This is a genomic window from Enterocloster sp. OA13 (assembly GCF_022440595.1).
GTDB lineage: Bacteria > Bacillota > Clostridia > Lachnospirales > Lachnospiraceae > Enterocloster > Enterocloster hominis.
Genome location: NZ_JAKNTF010000001.1, coordinates 2267329 through 2282480, shown reverse-complemented (window position 1 = coordinate 2282480; position 15152 = coordinate 2267329). Strand labels below are relative to the sequence as shown.

Below are 15152 nucleotides of genomic sequence, written 5' to 3'. Positions count from 1 at the left end.
GGGGATTGGAATTAAAATGGAGAGTATGAACGAATGCCTGCAGGGCCGCATCAATACCTGCTCCGCCCCAGGCGGACTGAAGATAACGGATATCAGGTTTGCCCATGTAAAAGCCTCATCCATGCACTGCATCCTGGTGAAGATAGACACGGACCAGGGCCTGGTGGGAATGGGGGAGGTGCGGGACGGGGCCAGCGCCACCTATGCCGCCATGTTAAAAAGCAGGCTCATAGGCGAAAACCCGTGTGATGTGGACCGTCTGTTCCGCAAGATAAAACAGTTCGGCGGTCCTTCCAGGCAGGGCGGGGGCGTCAGTGGGATTGAGATGGCCTTATGGGACCTGGCCGGCAAGGCATACGGTGTCCCGGTGTACAGGATGCTGGGAGGACGGTTCAGGGAACAGGTCAGGGTGTACTGCGACCTTGGCCGGACCCCGCCTTCCCAAAGGGTGAACGGAACCCTGAAAGCCAGGGCCATCAGGGAGCGCATGGACCGGTTCGGGATGAAGATGTGTAAAGTAATCGTGGGCATGGAAGAAATCCAGTACCTGTACCCGGACGAAGAACTTCTGTCAGGGCCTCAGGATTACATTGACCAGATCCTGGCAGGCCATGAGAACCTGCTGAAGGAGGATCCGGTGACAGGACTGGCGGACATAGATGATAAGCCGTTTAAGCGGAGGATGGAGGATTACGGCATGGTGCAGCATCCCTATACCTTCATACGTCCAACGGAACGGGGCCTTGACCGCTACGAGGAACATGTGGCCCAGATAAGGGAAGAACTGGGATACAGGGTGCCAATCGCCATCGACCATCTGGGTCATCTGGGACTGGATGACGCCAAACGGCTGTTAAGACGCCTTGAGAAATACAACCTGATGTGGTGCGAGGACGTCCTTCCATGCACCATGGCACAGGAATACAGGGCGCTCCGTGATTACACATCAACCCCGCTGGCATGCGGGGAGGACCTTACCTATGTGGAAAATTATGAGGCACTGTGCGCACCGGGCGGCGTGGCCGTCATCCATCCGGACATCTGTTCCGCAGGCGGGATCCTGGAATGCAAGCAGATTGGGAATATGGCCCAGAAGTACCATACGGCTATGGCGATGCACATGTGTGAGACGCCGGTGGCGGCCCTGGCAACCGGGCATGTGGGACTGGCAACAGAGAACTTCATTGCCATGGAGTTCAATGCGCCGGATGACGATTACTGGCAGGACCTGGTGACAGGCCTTCCTGAGCCGTTAATCCGGGACGGGTATCTGCATGTGCCGGAAGCTCCCGGTCTTGGGGCCGAAGGCTTTAATGACGAGGTAATCCGCCAGCATACATGGCCCGGGCATCCTGAAATCTGGGCGCCTACCGGGCAGTGGGACCGTGAATATTCCAGCGACAGGCTGTGGAGCTGATGAAAAGAGGAGTGTGTTATGGGATTAGAACATAAAATGGTTGCTGTGACTGATGGAAGGACGGCCGTTGGCAGGGAATGCATCACCATGCTCTGCAGGGAGAAGGCCGGTATCCTTATATTCATGCACGGGGAACCCATGGACCAGGCTTTAAAAGAAGAGCTGGACACCTGCCATGCAGCCTATATGGTTACGGATGCAGGGCTTTCTGACAGGGAGGCCTTAAAACAGGCTGTCAGGGAGGCGGAGGAGGCCCTTGGGCCGGCCTATGGGGTGATTTATAATTATTTTACAGTGGTGGAAGGTTCGGTTTCAAATCTTACAGAGGAACAGTTTGAGAAAAACTATAAGGAAAACATCCAATCCCCCATGACGGCTGCCCAGGTATTCGGCGCTGCCATGGACCGGGAGATGAACGGTAAGCTCATCTTCATCGGCTCCATCCATGATGATAAGCCGTCTGGGGCCTATCCGCTTTTCTCCATGGCAATGGGAGCGGTGAAGAACCTGTCCAGGGAAGCGGCCCTGGGCCTGGGGGTGAAAAATGTATCCTCAGTATTCATTGAACTTGGCCCCATTAAAGAGGCGGTATTTGCCCCCAAAAGCAGTTACACCACCTTATATGAGGGATACCAGTACAAGATACCGTCCGGTACGGTGGGGAGCGCGTCCGATACCGCCCAGCTGTGCGGCTTTCTGTTGGATAGCCGCTGCCGGTATGTAAATGGCACGGAAATACGCATGGACGGCGGACTGCTGCTGCATTATATTGACGAAAAAGCAAACCACAGGGGATTGATGAGAGGGTAGGGATACGTATGTTTGATTTAAAGGGTAAAACAGCGCTGGTAACAGGAGGGGCCAAAGGAATCGGGGAAGGAATCTCCATGGAACTGGCCAGATGCGGCGCTAACGTGATTGTCAATTATCATACATCGTCTGACGGAAAGGCCATATGTGAAAAACTGAACAGCCTGGGGGCAAAGTGCATTGCGGTGCAGGCGGACGTGACGGATAAAGCGCAGGTGGATTCCATGATTGCGCAGGGAATGGATGCATTCGGCGGTATTGACATCCTGGTCAACAATGCGGCATACCAGTGTAATATCCCCTTTGATGAGTATGATGACCAGCATCTTTCCAGGATTTTCCATACGAACCTGTACGGCTATATCCTGTGTATGCAGGGCGTGCTGCCTTATATGAAGGAAAAGAGATATGGCAAGATCATTAACATTTCCTCGGTCCATGCGAAACGGCCCACCAACTTTGACCCGGGCTACAGCATGACAAAAGGGGCCATCAAGATGCTGACCAGGGAAAGCGCCCTGGAACTGGCGGATTACCACATTAATGTTAATTCCGTGGAATATGGTTATGTCGATATCGGGGTTAAATCCGGCAAGCCCAGGGACGTGGTGGAAAGCGGCCTGGCTGATGAGGAGCGTCTGTTTCCGTTTTCAAAGCTGAGCCTGGCTGACCGTATCAACGAGCCAAAGGACGCGGCCCATGTTGTGGCATTTCTTGCCTCCGACGAGGCGGAAATGATCCACGGCACAGCCATAAGGGCTGATTCAGGAACAATTCTGGCATAGGAGGATATATGGATGTCTAAAGTTTATTATACCAATATGCATACAACGCTGAGCGAGAACCTGCTGCAGAAGCTGGCAAGACTTGTGAAACAGGCGGGAATGCTGGAGCAGATTGATTTTTCCAATAAATACACTGCCATTAAGCTTCATTTCGGGGAGCCGGGAAATCTGGCCTATCTCCGTCCCAACTATTCAAAGGTGCTGGTGGACCTGATCCGTTCACAGGGCGGCAGGGTTTTCCTCACGGACTGTAATACCCTGTATGTGGGCCGGAGGAAAAATGCCCTGGACCATCTGGACAGTGCGTATGAGGATGGCTATAATCCATTTGCCACGGGCTGCCATGTAATCATCGGCGACGGGTTAAAAGGTACGGACGATATCCTTGTGCCCGTGGATGGGGAGTATGTCCGGGAAGCCAAGATAGGAAGGGCTGTCATGGACGCGGATATCATCATATCCCTGACCCATTTCAAGGGCCATGAGGCGGCAGGCTTTGGCGGCGCCCTTAAGAACATCGGAATGGGCTGCGGCTCCAGGGCAGGCAAGATGGAGATGCATAACTCCGGCAAGCCCCATGTGGATGCGGGACTCTGCGTCGGATGCGGGGCCTGCGTCCGGCAGTGCGCCCATGGTGCAATAACCCTGGAATCCGGTAAAGCTTCCATTGACACCGCAGTGTGCGCCGGATGCGGCAGATGCATCGGAACCTGTCCCATGGACGCGGTGGCTGCGGATAACAATGAGGCCAATGACATCCTGAACAAGAAGATAGCGGAATATGCGCTGGCCGTGCTTCAGGGCCGTCCGCATTTCCATGTAAGCCTTGTGGTTGATGTGTCGCCATACTGTGACTGCCACTCGGAAAATGATATCCCCATTGTCCCAAACGTGGGCATGTTCGCTTCCTTTGACCCGGTAGCCCTGGACCTGGCGTGTGCCGACGCGGTAAACCGTCAGCCCGTAATAGAGGGCAGCGTGCTGTCCGGCAGAAACCATTGCCATGGGGACCATTTTACGGATACCCATCCCGATACCAACTGGAAGGTTGCCATTGACCATGCGGTTAAGCTGGGCCTGGGAAGCAGGGAATATGAACTCATTACGGTTTAGGAGGTAAGGCATCGATGAAGACTTGTTTATGGGTGGGGACTTATACATGTGATGTGGAGTCTGGTGAAAGACGCGGCACGGACGGGCAGGGGATTTATGCCTTTGAATTTGACGATGAAACCCAAAGGGCCAGGCTGTGTTCCATCTATGAAGGGTGCCGCAACCCTTCCTTCCTGGCCGTATCCGGCAATATGCTGTATGCTGTCAGCGAGATGGCGGAGGGCGGCTGCGTCACGGCCCTCCGGTATGATGCGGGCCAGGGCAGGTTTACCTATGTCAATGAGATGCCCATCCCGGGTTCGGCTGCCTGCCATGTCCTTATCTGGAAGGAAAAGAACTGCCTTGTAATAACCAATTACCTGTCCGGGAGCATGGTAAACCATGCGCTGCTGCCGGACGGATTCATCGGAGCCAGGAACGGTTTTTTCCAATATGAAGGAAGGGGGGAGGACCCTGTGCGCCAGGAGGGTCCCCATGCCCACTCGTCCATCCTGTCGCCGGATGGGAAGACCCTCTTTGTGGCGGACCTGGGGACGGACCGGCTGTATCATTACAGATGGGATGAAGCCAGCCAGGGACCGGTTCCCTGTGAAGCCTGTCCTGAAACCTATGTCGGTCCGGGGGAAGGACCCCGCCATATGTGTTTTTCACCGGATGGAAGGTACCTGTACCTGGTCACGGAGCTGAAGGGCAGTGTTTTCTGCTATCAATATAACAGTGAGGACGGGAACCTTACCTTTGTCCAGAAGGTCCCGTCCCTGCCGGCTTCCTACACGGGGTTCAATCTTGCGGCCGACATCCATATGTCATCCGATGGCAGGTATCTGTATGTCTCGGAGCGGGGCGCGGATATCATCAGCGTGTTTCAGGTGGACAGGGAGACAGGACTTCTGGGAACATGCAGGTTCCAGCTGTGCGGGGGAAAGAGTCCAAGGAATTTCTGCCTTTCACCCTGCGGGCGGTATATCGTGGCAGCGAACCAGGATTCCGGTAATCTGGTAATCTTCAGGAGGAATGCGCAGGACGGGCTTTTAGGGGAAGTCGTGGAGGAAATCAGGATACCGTCGCCGGTCTGCGCCAGGATGGCTGACCGGGACAGTCTTCTTTAAAGCATCCGGGATTGGAAAATGGATGTGGGAATATGATTTGAAACGTTGAATTCCGGCGCAGGACATTATATAATAAGAAATAATGTAATTTACCCGGCAGGATGGGCTGCCGGTGCCAGAAAGGAGTTCATGTGAAAAAAGCTAAAATAGCCGATGTCGCAGAGGCAGCAGGCGTTTCCACATCAACCGTATCGAATTATCTGAATGGCCGTTTCCATACAATGTCCGGCCCCACGAAAGAAAAGATTGAACAGGCCATTGCCAGACTTGATTATGTCCCGTCCTTAAGCGCCAGGAGGCTTTCCTCAAAAGGGAAGGGGCAGACGGTCTGTGTCATAGTGCCGACCCTGTTATTTAATAATGGATTGTATGACAATGGTTATGGGGCCATGATCCATGCCCTGAGCAGCCTGGCAATGAAAAAGGAGTACCATATCCTGGTATACGTCCGTACCATGCATGACATACAGAAAGAAATTGATTTTATCAGAGGCATGTCGGCCTCCATCATCGATGGGTTCATCTGTTATGACTTAAGGGAATCAGACCCTTACTTCCAGTGTTTTGAAGCAGAACAGATCCCATATGTCTGTATCGGCAAATACCGTAATATGGAGGACTACCACTACGTGGCTTCCGACCATGGAAAGGTGACAAAAGAAGCAGTCATGTATCTGGCCGGCCTGGGACACAGGAAAATACTCCTCATAGCAGAGGGCCTGGGTAATATCGTGTACGATGTCCGCCTGTCAGCGTACGAGGAGGCGGTAAGGGAGGCAGGGCTTCCTTTTGAACCGGATTACATCATGGAAAGCGATTATATAACAGAAGAGGGAAGGGAAGCTGACAGCCGGAGGTTTGAACATCTCTGGAACAGCCCGCGGCGCCCAACGGCTGTCATCGTGGTACAGTCAGCGCTGGGAATCATAGAGCGTGCGGTTCCCAAGTTCCATATAAGGATACCGGAAGAGTTATCCGTCATTGTCCTGAACTACCAGAATAACGGCACGCTGGGTCTTAAGTATACCAACAGCCCCACGCAGATAGCCGATGTGGTGGGCGTTGCCTTCAAAAAGCTTCTCCGGAATATCGATAACCCCAAGCAGCATTTTAAATCCCAGCTGGTGCAGCTGGACTTTGTGGAAGGCGAGACAACGGCAGGACCCGGGCACCTTGAGACGGACGGCTGATAAAGATGGAATAAGGTTTACCGGGCAGGATAGCGGTTAAAAGAAAGGAGATGGCAGGTGTCATCTCTTTTTATTTGGATATAATATAGATAATCCAATAAATATACTTATGCAGGGTACTTAAAAAAATGCAAGAATTTGTGAAATACAACTTGTTTCCCCCATTCACAACGTATATAATAAGCCTATATGCATTATTTACAATAAGGAAAGGGGTATACCATGGGATTTATTGATGTTATTAAAGAAAAAGCAAGAGCAGATAAGAAGACCATTGTTCTTCCGGAGTCTATGGACCGCAGGACATGGGTTGCTGCTGAAAAGATTTTAAAAGAGGATCTGGCAAATCTGGTCATTATCGGAACACCGGAGGATATCGGCGAGCACAGCAAGGGACTGGATGTGTCCGGAGCAACCATCATCAATCCGCAGACATATGAGAAGACACAGGAATATATTGATTTATTCGTGGAACTGAGGAAAGCCAAAGGAATGACCGAGGAAAAGGCCAGGGAAACCATCCTGAACGATTATGCATACTACGGCTGCCTGATGATTAAGAAGGGCGATGCCGACGGCATGGTATCCGGCGCCTGCCACTCCACTGCCAATACACTGCGCCCCTGCCTCCAGGTCATCAAGACCAAGCCAGGCACCAAGCTGGTATCCGCATTCTTCCTTATGGAAGTTCCCGACTGCCAGTTCGGGGACAACGGAACCTTTGTATTTGCTGACTGCGGTCTGAACCAGAACCCGAACCCGGAAGAGCTGGCTGCCATTGCAGTATCCTCTGCTGAGAGCTTTAAGCTGCTTACGGGAAGGGATGCCAAGGTTGCGATGCTTTCCCATTCCTCCAAGGGCAGCGCAAGCCACGCGGACGTGGACAAGGTGGTTGAGGCAACCAGACTGGCCAAGGAGATGGCTCCTGAGCTGGAACTGGACGGCGAACTCCAGCTGGATGCAGCCATTGTTCCTGAAATCGGCGAGTCCAAGGCACCGGGCAGCAAGGTGGCCGGACATGCCAATGTACTGGTATTCCCGGACCTGGATGCAGGCAACATCGGCTACAAGCTGGTGCAGAGGCTTGGCAAGGCAGAGGCCTACGGTCCCATGTGCCAGGGCATTGCAAAGCCTGTTAACGATCTGTCCAGAGGCTGCTCTGCAGATGATATCGTAGGCGTTGTGGCCATTACCGCTGTACAGTGCCAGAATAATTAATAATATTAAGGAGAAATTACAAATATGAAGATTTTAGTTATTAACTGCGGCAGCTCTTCCTTAAAGTATCAGTTAATCGATATGGAGAATGAAAGCGTAGTGGCAAAGGGCCTCTGCGAGAGGATTGGGATTGAAGGCTCCAAGCTGACACATCAGCCGGCCGGGAAGGACAAGTTCATTATTGAGAAACCGATGCCTACCCATAAGACGGCAATTGAGATGGTCATGGAAGCCCTTCAGGATGCGGACCATGGCGTGATTAAGGATACAAGCGAGATTTCCGCCATTGGACACCGTGTACTTCACGGCGGTACTGTTTACAGTGATTCCATCGTTGTCAATGAAGATGTGAAGAGGGTCATCCGTGAATGCTTCGACCTGGGCCCCCTGCACAATCCAGCCAACCTGATGGGTATCGAGGCCTGCGAGGCAGCCATGCCCGGAACGCCTAACGTTGCTGTGTTTGATACTGCATTTGGTATGTCCATGCCAGAGAAGGCTTATATGTATGCAATTCCCCACGAGTACTTTGAGAAGTACGGCATCCGCCGCTATGGCTTCCACGGAACCAGCCATAAGTTCGTGTCCGGCGAGGCAATCAGGTTCGGCGGCCTGGATCCTGAGACTGCAAAAGTCATTGTATGCCACCTGGGCAACGGCGCCAGCGTATCTGCTTCCATCGGCGGCAAGTGCGTGGACACCAGCATGGGCTTAACACCTCTTGAAGGTCTGATCATGGGAACCAGAAGCGGTGATGTGGACCCGGCTGTGCTTCAGTTCATCATGAACAAGGAAGGCATCGATATCAACGAGATGCTGGATATCTTAAATAAGAAGTCCGGCGTTTACGGCATGACCAACGGAATCTCCAGCGACTTCCGCGACATTGAAAACGCCAAGGCTGACGGGAACCATCTGGCAGAGGTTGCGCTGGATGCATTCATCTACCGTGTGACCAAGTACATCGGTGCATATGCTGCTGCAATGAACGGCGTGGATGCAATTGCATTTACAGCAGGTGTTGGTGAGAATGACAAGACCGGAAGAAAGGCAATCTGCTCCAACCTGGCTTACATGGGCGTTAAGATTGACGATGAGGCCAATAATGTACGCGGCGAGGAGAGGGTGATTTCCGCTGCTGATTCCAAGGTAAAGGTAATGCTGATTCCGACCAACGAAGAGCTGGCAATTGCAAGAGAGACCCTGGAACTTGTTCAGTAAATTTCCATATAAATTTGCGTAATTTTGGAAACTTTTTATTGACAAACCCCTTGCGCCTATGTATAATAGCATAGGTGCATATCAAGGAGTATGATATGCTGATTAATTTATCGGAACTGTTTCCCGTTGAGGGAAAATCTAAAACATATACCCTGGAATTGGAGATGACGCAGTTTCATGCATCGGATGGTGTTTATGAGGTTGTGGAGAAGCATCCCGTTACCCTGGTGATTACCAACCAGGGGGATAAGGTGCTGACCGTGACAGGTGAAGCTGATGTGTGTCTTGAGATGCCGTGCAGCCGATGCCTTGAGCCGGTAAAGGTTCCATTCCATCTGGAGATTGACCAGAAAGTGGACATGAAGCAGACGGATGAGGAAAGGGCAGCTGATTTGGATGAACAGTTCTATATTAATGGTTATAATCTGGATGTCGACCAGCTGGTTGGTAACGAGTTAACCTTGAACCTGCCTATGAAGGTTCTCTGCAGTGAAGACTGTAAGGGAATTTCTAATAGATATGGTACAAATCCGGGCTCTGGGGAAGGTGACTGTGAAGACGGCCCACTGGACCCAAGAATGTCAGTTATCCAGGATATTTTTAAACAGTTGAAGGAGGTGTAAACCATGTCTATCTGTCCAAAGAATAAATCTTCTAAAGCAAGAAGAGACAGCCGCAGGGCAAACTGGAAGATGAGCGCTCCAAATCTGGTAAAGTGCAGCAAGTGTGGCGCCCTGATGATGCCTCACAGAGTTTGCAAGGCTTGTGGTTCTTATAACAAGAGAGAAATTGTAAGCGTTGAGGATTAATTCCAGACAAATTAAAATTCTGTGAAAAGCCAGTCAATATGCGGTCTTTGGGGGATTCCCCCGGGACCGCATATTTTTTTCTATCATAAGCATGGGGGAAAAGGTAAGGGAGGGAATCCTCATATCCTGGTATGTATACAGTGAAGCTGGGGAAACGCCCATAAGCATTGCATATAAACCGCCTTCCCTGGATATGGACCTGCCAACCATATCCGGCAACGGGAAACAGTATGCAATCAGGGAATTGTCTGCCAATCCCTATTGGGACAATCTTGGCCACTACCGGCTGTCAGATGTGAGACAATATGGACGGCGTACCAGATGCCTGTTCGATGTTCCACAGGAAGAGCAGGATGGGTCTTTCCAGATTAATATTCCCGGAATCACGTTCTTGAACCGTGAGGAATCCGCGCCTGTCACGCTGCCTATCCCGGAGGACCGGGAAGGATTAAACGAACTCATTCCCTGGCAGGACGGTTCTGTGCGTATCCTTGGCATTGCAAGGTTGAAGGAACCCCGTCCGGCGGAAACAGGGGGTGAAAGAGATGAAGTTAAAGCGGTGGGCAGACCGGAGGTATACATCAATGTGACGGCAGTGCATGAAGACAGGGACCTTACATTAAAAGGCCTGCTCTGCCAACGGAAGTTAAGCAGGGGAGGATGGGAGCGTGAGCAGTATGACTTTGACGGGAAGGGTAATCTCAGCGGCTTCCATATTTATTATGACGAAGGCGACACTGAAGTAACGCTGAAGTTCCATGGCGCGGCGTTTTACTGGAACCAGCCTTATGTGATGCGGCTTGACGGCGCTGAAATGGCTTCTGTTCCGGTTTTTTGGGAACATCCCTTGTAAATCGGGCCGCGCTATTGCTATTTTCGACTGCTTTTGTTATACTGAAGAACATATATGTATGTGAACAATTAACTGCTTTGTCAATTGGCAGTGTTTGGATATAGGTATAGGGATAGTAAAAAGCAATTCGATATATCAGATCAGGAATAGGTGGTTGAATCATGGTAAACTTGGCAGGGCAAAGCGGGGATTTATTGTTTCAGGATGCAGGGGGGAGCTGTCCGGCCGCGCTGGATATGCTGAAAACTGGTATTATCTGTTGTTTTCTGGATAAGGACATGACATTCCAGTGGGGGAATTCCGGTTTTTTCAGCAGTATCGGTCATTCCAGGGAAAGTTTCCACAGCAGTTTTTGCAGCCTGCGGCAATACTATGCGGCGCTGCCGGATGAGTTTGAGTTGATTCGCAGTGAATTGACGAAGGCGGATGAGGGTGGAAGATGCGATATCGGGATGACCGTACGTCTGCCTCAGAGAGAGGGGGGACATGCCTGGGCCAATCTTAGCGGAACCATCCGGATAGACCCTGCAACAGGAGCGCCGGTGCTGCAGGCCGAGTTTGCGGGCGTGGATACGCTGGTTGCCGTGAAAGAGGAGCAGGAACGGCTTTACCGGCAGAAACTGCAGTATTTCCATTGGATGCTGGATACATACGAGGGTAATGTTTATGTAAGCGATATGGATGACTATGAGTTGCTGTATGTGAACCAGCATTCCTGTGATGTGCTGGGAATGCCTGCCGTTAAGCTGGTTGGACGGAAGTGCTATGAGGTGATACAGGGCAGGACAACTCCCTGCCCCTTCTGTACCAATAACAGACTGACTGAGGATGACTTCTACGAGTGGGAATTTCAAAACCCGGTCCTGGAACAGACGTTCTGGATTAAGAACCGGATCATCGATTGGAAGGGGCACAGGGCGCGGCTTGAACTTTCCCATGACATGTACAGTACGGAATATAAGCTGGCCAAAAAGGATCAGGAAAGAGAGGCGCTGATTCGCAGCATCCCGGGCGGATTGGCCAGGATAGATGGCCGCGATATGCAGACCGTCCTGTGGTACAGCGGCGGTTTCCTGGAACTGATCGGTTATACAGAAGAACAATTTGAGGAGGAGCTGTGTTCCCAATGTGACTACATTCACCCGGATGACATTGAGCGCATAGCCGGTGTCATGGAGCAGTCCAGGATAACAGGCGGGGCCACGGCTGCGGAAATCCGTATCGTGACCCATGACGGTACCGTTAAGATCCTGATGGTAACCTACAGCTATGTCAGCGAAGACAAGAGCTGGGATGGGGTTCCTTCCTATTACAGTGTAGGCGTTGATGTGACGGCGGAGCGCAGGGAGCAGGCCCGGCAGAAGCAGGCCCTTGAAGATGCATGCAAGACTGCGCAGATTGCCAATGATGCCAAGACCAACTTCCTTTCCTCCATGTCCCACGATATCCGTACGCCCATGAACGCCATCATCGGTATGTCGGTCATTGCCCAGGCAAACCTTAAGTCCCCGGAAAAGATACAGGACTGCCTGAACAAGATTAATGTTTCCAGCCGGCATCTCCTGAGCCTCATCAATGAGGTCCTGGATATGTCGAAAATCGAAAGCGGGAAGATTGATCTTATCTCCGAGACAATCTCACTGCCGGAACTGATTGAAGATGTTATGGATGTATTCCGTCCCCTGGCTGCGGAAAAGCATCAGGAGCTGCAGGTTAACGCCGACCATGTGCGGCATGAGAACGTGATAACAGATCAGAACCGCCTGCGTCAGGTGCTGGTTAACCTTCTCTCCAATGCAGTTAAATATACTCCTGATGGCGGATGTGTGGGATTATGGATCCGGGAAGTGCCGTCTTTTGCCAAAGGACGGGGACAGTATGAATTCATTGTCACTGACAATGGTATCGGGATGTCTGAAGAGTTCCTTCCTCATGTTTTTGAACCCTTTGCCCGTGCAAAGGATCCTACAATCAATCAGGTACAGGGTACAGGGCTTGGCATGGCAATCACACAGAATATCGTGCGGATGATGAATGGCACCATTGAGGTCAGGAGCAATCCTGGACAGGGGAGCCGTTTCATTGTGGCTGTTTCTTTTGAACTGTGTGAAGAGGCGGAGGATGACCTGGGGGAGTTGACCGGCCTGCCAGTGCTGGTGGTGGACGATGACCAGATCATCTGTGAGAGTGCAGCAGAAATCCTGGACGAGCTGGGCATGCATAGCAGCTGGGTGCTGAGCGGAAGGGAAGCTGTGTGCCGCGTGGTGGAAGCCCACGAGGCAAAAGAGGACTTCTTTTCTGTAATCCTGGACTGGAAGATGCCGGAAATGGATGGCCTTGAAACCCTTAAGATAATCAGGAAGAAGCTGGGGATGGATATTCCTGTCATTGTCATTTCGGCTTACGATTACTCCGATATTGAAGACGAGTTCCGGCGGGCAGGTGCAGACGCCTTTATTACAAAACCACTGTTTAAGTCCAAGATATCCCACACCTTCCACCAGTTCTGCCAGAGCGGGCGCTCTGACGCAGCGGCATACCCTGCCGCGGAAGCAGGTTCCAGTCTGGAAGGGAAGAAAATCCTGCTGGTGGAGGACAACCGGCTTAACCGGGAAATCGCATCGGAACTGCTGATAATGTTTGGCCTTGTTCTCGATGAGGCAGAGAACGGGAAGTCTGCAGTGGAGAAATTCGAGGCATCCGCGTCAGGTGAATACGACTGCATCCTGATGGACATCCAGATGCCGGTCATGGATGGCTATGAGGCAACCGAGGCCATACGGGCGCTGAAGAGGGAAGATGCCAAAACGGTTCCCATCCTTGCGCTGACAGCCAATGCATTTGCCACGGATATTGGAAAGGCCCACAGCGCGGGCATGAATGACCATGTGGCAAAACCCATTGAAGTCAAACTGCTTATGGAGACCCTGCAAAGATGGATCCGATAGGGGATGGAATGGGGATTCCCGAAGCAGTCCGGAATCAGGGGCAGTCTGGAAGCAGGATGTTCCTTGTTCCCGGAATATGAAGCTGGGACATGGACTCCATGGTCCTGTGGAATTCATCAATGATAAACTCTTCCAGAAGGGCGGAGAACCGGACAAAATCCCGTTTTTCCAAAGACGCGGTCAATGCTTCCTGATACGGGGCGTATATGGCATTGATGGATTCCTGGTTTTTCTCCATCATGCCCCGGAGCGCGTAAGCCCAGAAAAACTGACGGAGCAGTTCTGAATAAACGGTACGTATGGTCTGATAGGGAGCGTGTTGCGCAATCAGATTCAGTATGAAATAAGACAGGGTCTCCCCGTGCCCTGCCTTTTTCTGTGCCTTCAGTTCCTGGCACATCCGTTCGATTGAATCAGGGGAGAGGGAGGAGAGGGTGAGCGTGGATACGTCTTTGCAGGATAATGCAAGCATCTGGAGGCTGTCAGCCGTATCCAAAAGCCTGCGCTGGAGGACCGGTTTGGTAAAATCGCTGTTCTCCGTGGCGTTTTCAAACGGAAGTACCTGCGTGCCCACATATCTGGAAGCCTTGATTGCCCCCACGCTGGCCAGCAGTTCAAGTGCCCTGCGGACCGTGCTCAGCGAAATCCCCTTTTGATTGGCAAGCTCCTTCTGGGAAGGGAGAATGCTTCCGGCAGGATATATTCCCCTGCTGATTGAGATAAGCAGTTCCATGGCAAAGGAGTAGCACATCTGCTGGCTTTTTTTGTAGGAACTCCAGGCAAAAGCCATCTCCTCTTCCGGGGCTGGCATGGTAATCCTGTCCCTGTAAAACCGTGAAATGGCAGTAGACAGGTTTTCAACCGGCTGTTCCACTGCGGCGCGCAACGCCTTCCAGTCCCTGTTTTGGCAGATACGCAGGATATTCGGCAGATAATCAAGAGAGTGGTCAAAGTACTGCCTGTTTTCCGCAATGCTGAAAAAGGGATTATGTAAAAACATGAAGGACTGCCAGACAAGGCGCATGAGAAGGTTATTTCCAAGGGCATCATATTTCTGGTTGAGGTGTTTCAGTATGGCATAAGGCGCCATCTGATTTATCCCTCCAAAAATCCCTTCCATGGCCGTCAGCATCTCCGGGGAAGCATTTTTCAGCCCAAGGTACTGGGCATTGCAAAACAGAGGCTGTATGGAGCGGCCTAAATCAATGATTGCATGTTTACGTGTAGAAAAAAAAGTTTGGATATATTCCTCTGTCTCTTGGGCATTATAATCCACTTTAACCGTGGCGCCCACGTTTTTCGACAGGGTGATATATCCTTTTTCTTTGAGTTTAAGGTATGCGGACCGCGCCGTATCCACGGATACGCAAAGCCGTGCGCTGGTTTCTTCTATGGTGGGGAGCTTTTCACGGAAATGATAGACTCCAAACTGTATCTGGGTAAGCAGGACATTGTAAACGACCGTACGCAATTCTGTGCTGTTTTCCAAACTTTTTCCTCCATTGTAATGTTAATGTAAAATTTCCTATATAGGTAGTATACCATTTCTGGGACTGCGTTTCCACGATTTTTTCCGGCTTTCAGCAAGAGATTGCTATTTTCATCTTTCTTTGCTATACTTAGCATACATATGTATGTGGACAATTAGGGGTTACCCAGTAAAGACGGAAAAGCGAGGA

13 protein-coding genes are annotated in these 15152 nt (G+C 51.4%); 12 read left to right on the top strand and 1 reads right to left on the bottom strand.

Annotated features, from left to right (window positions below):
* The first annotated feature begins 16 nt into the window (after nt 1–16).
* The 12 genes from MCJ35_RS10090 (at nt 17) to MCJ35_RS10035 (ending at nt 13473) form a co-directional block, all read left to right on the top strand.
* Complete coding sequence (locus MCJ35_RS10090; protein ID WP_034578516.1) at nt 17–1417, top strand: mandelate racemase/muconate lactonizing enzyme family protein; 1401 nt, start codon at nt 17–19, stop codon at nt 1415–1417.
* Nucleotides 1418–1435: 18 nt separating this feature from the next.
* Nucleotides 1436–2227, top strand: coding sequence for an SDR family NAD(P)-dependent oxidoreductase (locus tag MCJ35_RS10085; RefSeq protein WP_025487242.1), 792 nt, complete (start codon nt 1436–1438; stop codon nt 2225–2227).
* An 8-nt stretch (nt 2228–2235) separates the two neighbouring features.
* Nucleotides 2236–3012, top strand: a complete 777-nt coding sequence (locus MCJ35_RS10080; protein WP_025487243.1) for an SDR family NAD(P)-dependent oxidoreductase — start codon at nt 2236–2238, stop codon at nt 3010–3012.
* A gap of 6 nt (nt 3013–3018) precedes the next feature.
* Entirely contained in the window at nt 3019–4125 is a 1107-nt protein-coding gene (locus MCJ35_RS10075) for a DUF362 domain-containing protein (protein ID WP_025487244.1), read from the top strand.
* A gap of 14 nt (nt 4126–4139) precedes the next feature.
* Complete coding sequence (locus tag MCJ35_RS10070; protein WP_025487245.1) at nt 4140–5234, top strand: lactonase family protein; 1095 nt, start codon at nt 4140–4142, stop codon at nt 5232–5234.
* Between the two features lie 131 nt (nt 5235–5365).
* Entirely contained in the window at nt 5366–6424 is a 1059-nt protein-coding gene (locus MCJ35_RS10065; RefSeq protein WP_025487246.1) for a LacI family DNA-binding transcriptional regulator, read from the top strand.
* 222 nt (nt 6425–6646) lie between these two features.
* Nucleotides 6647–7642 (top strand): phosphate acetyltransferase, encoded by a 996-nt coding sequence (pta, locus tag MCJ35_RS10060; RefSeq protein WP_025487247.1) that lies wholly within the window; start codon nt 6647–6649, stop codon nt 7640–7642.
* Between the two features lie 24 nt (nt 7643–7666).
* Nucleotides 7667–8863, top strand: a complete 1197-nt coding sequence (locus MCJ35_RS10055) for an acetate/propionate family kinase (protein WP_008725999.1) — start codon at nt 7667–7669, stop codon at nt 8861–8863.
* Nucleotides 8864–8958: 95 nt separating this feature from the next.
* Nucleotides 8959–9486 (top strand): YceD family protein, encoded by a 528-nt coding sequence (locus tag MCJ35_RS10050; RefSeq protein WP_008725997.1) that lies wholly within the window; start codon nt 8959–8961, stop codon nt 9484–9486.
* 3 nt (nt 9487–9489) lie between these two features.
* Nucleotides 9490–9672 carry a 50S ribosomal protein L32 gene (gene rpmF, locus MCJ35_RS10045; protein WP_002564324.1) on the top strand — a complete coding sequence of 61 codons (183 nt, stop codon included), beginning with the start codon at nt 9490–9492 and terminating at the stop codon, nt 9670–9672.
* A gap of 91 nt (nt 9673–9763) precedes the next feature.
* The gene (locus MCJ35_RS10040) at nt 9764–10525 is read left to right on the top strand and encodes a hypothetical protein (protein WP_025487248.1); all 762 of its coding nucleotides are present in this window, start codon (nt 9764–9766) and stop codon (nt 10523–10525) included.
* Between the two features lie 161 nt (nt 10526–10686).
* Nucleotides 10687–13473 carry a PAS domain-containing hybrid sensor histidine kinase/response regulator gene (locus tag MCJ35_RS10035; RefSeq protein ID WP_240299467.1) on the top strand — a complete coding sequence of 929 codons (2787 nt, stop codon included), beginning with the start codon at nt 10687–10689 and terminating at the stop codon, nt 13471–13473.
* Nucleotides 13474–13507: 34 nt separating this feature from the next.
* Here MCJ35_RS10035 and MCJ35_RS10030 read toward each other — a convergent pair whose 3' ends face one another.
* Complete coding sequence (locus tag MCJ35_RS10030; protein WP_227794801.1) at nt 13508–14962, bottom strand: GntR family transcriptional regulator; 1455 nt, start codon at nt 14960–14962, stop codon at nt 13508–13510.
* Nucleotides 14963–15152 lie beyond the last annotated feature (190 nt).

Bases quoted from the DNA above. Each gene is read 5' to 3' on its own strand.
- MCJ35_RS10090 (WP_034578516.1), top strand. From the start codon at position 17: ATGGAGAGTATGAACGAATGCCTGCAGGGCCGCATCAATACCTGCTCC.
- MCJ35_RS10085 (WP_025487242.1), top strand. From the start codon at position 1,436: ATGGGATTAGAACATAAAATGGTTGCTGTGACTGATGGAAGGACGGCC.
- MCJ35_RS10080 (WP_025487243.1), top strand. From the start codon at position 2,236: ATGTTTGATTTAAAGGGTAAAACAGCGCTGGTAACAGGAGGGGCCAAA.
- MCJ35_RS10070 (WP_025487245.1), top strand. From the start codon at position 4,140: ATGAAGACTTGTTTATGGGTGGGGACTTATACATGTGATGTGGAGTCT.
- pta (WP_025487247.1), top strand. From the start codon at position 6,647: ATGGGATTTATTGATGTTATTAAAGAAAAAGCAAGAGCAGATAAGAAG.
- MCJ35_RS10055 (WP_008725999.1), top strand. From the start codon at position 7,667: ATGAAGATTTTAGTTATTAACTGCGGCAGCTCTTCCTTAAAGTATCAG.
- MCJ35_RS10050 (WP_008725997.1), top strand. From the start codon at position 8,959: ATGCTGATTAATTTATCGGAACTGTTTCCCGTTGAGGGAAAATCTAAA.
- rpmF (WP_002564324.1), top strand. From the start codon at position 9,490: ATGTCTATCTGTCCAAAGAATAAATCTTCTAAAGCAAGAAGAGACAGC.
- MCJ35_RS10040 (WP_025487248.1), top strand. From the start codon at position 9,764: ATGGGGGAAAAGGTAAGGGAGGGAATCCTCATATCCTGGTATGTATAC.
- MCJ35_RS10035 (WP_240299467.1), top strand. From the start codon at position 10,687: ATGGTAAACTTGGCAGGGCAAAGCGGGGATTTATTGTTTCAGGATGCA.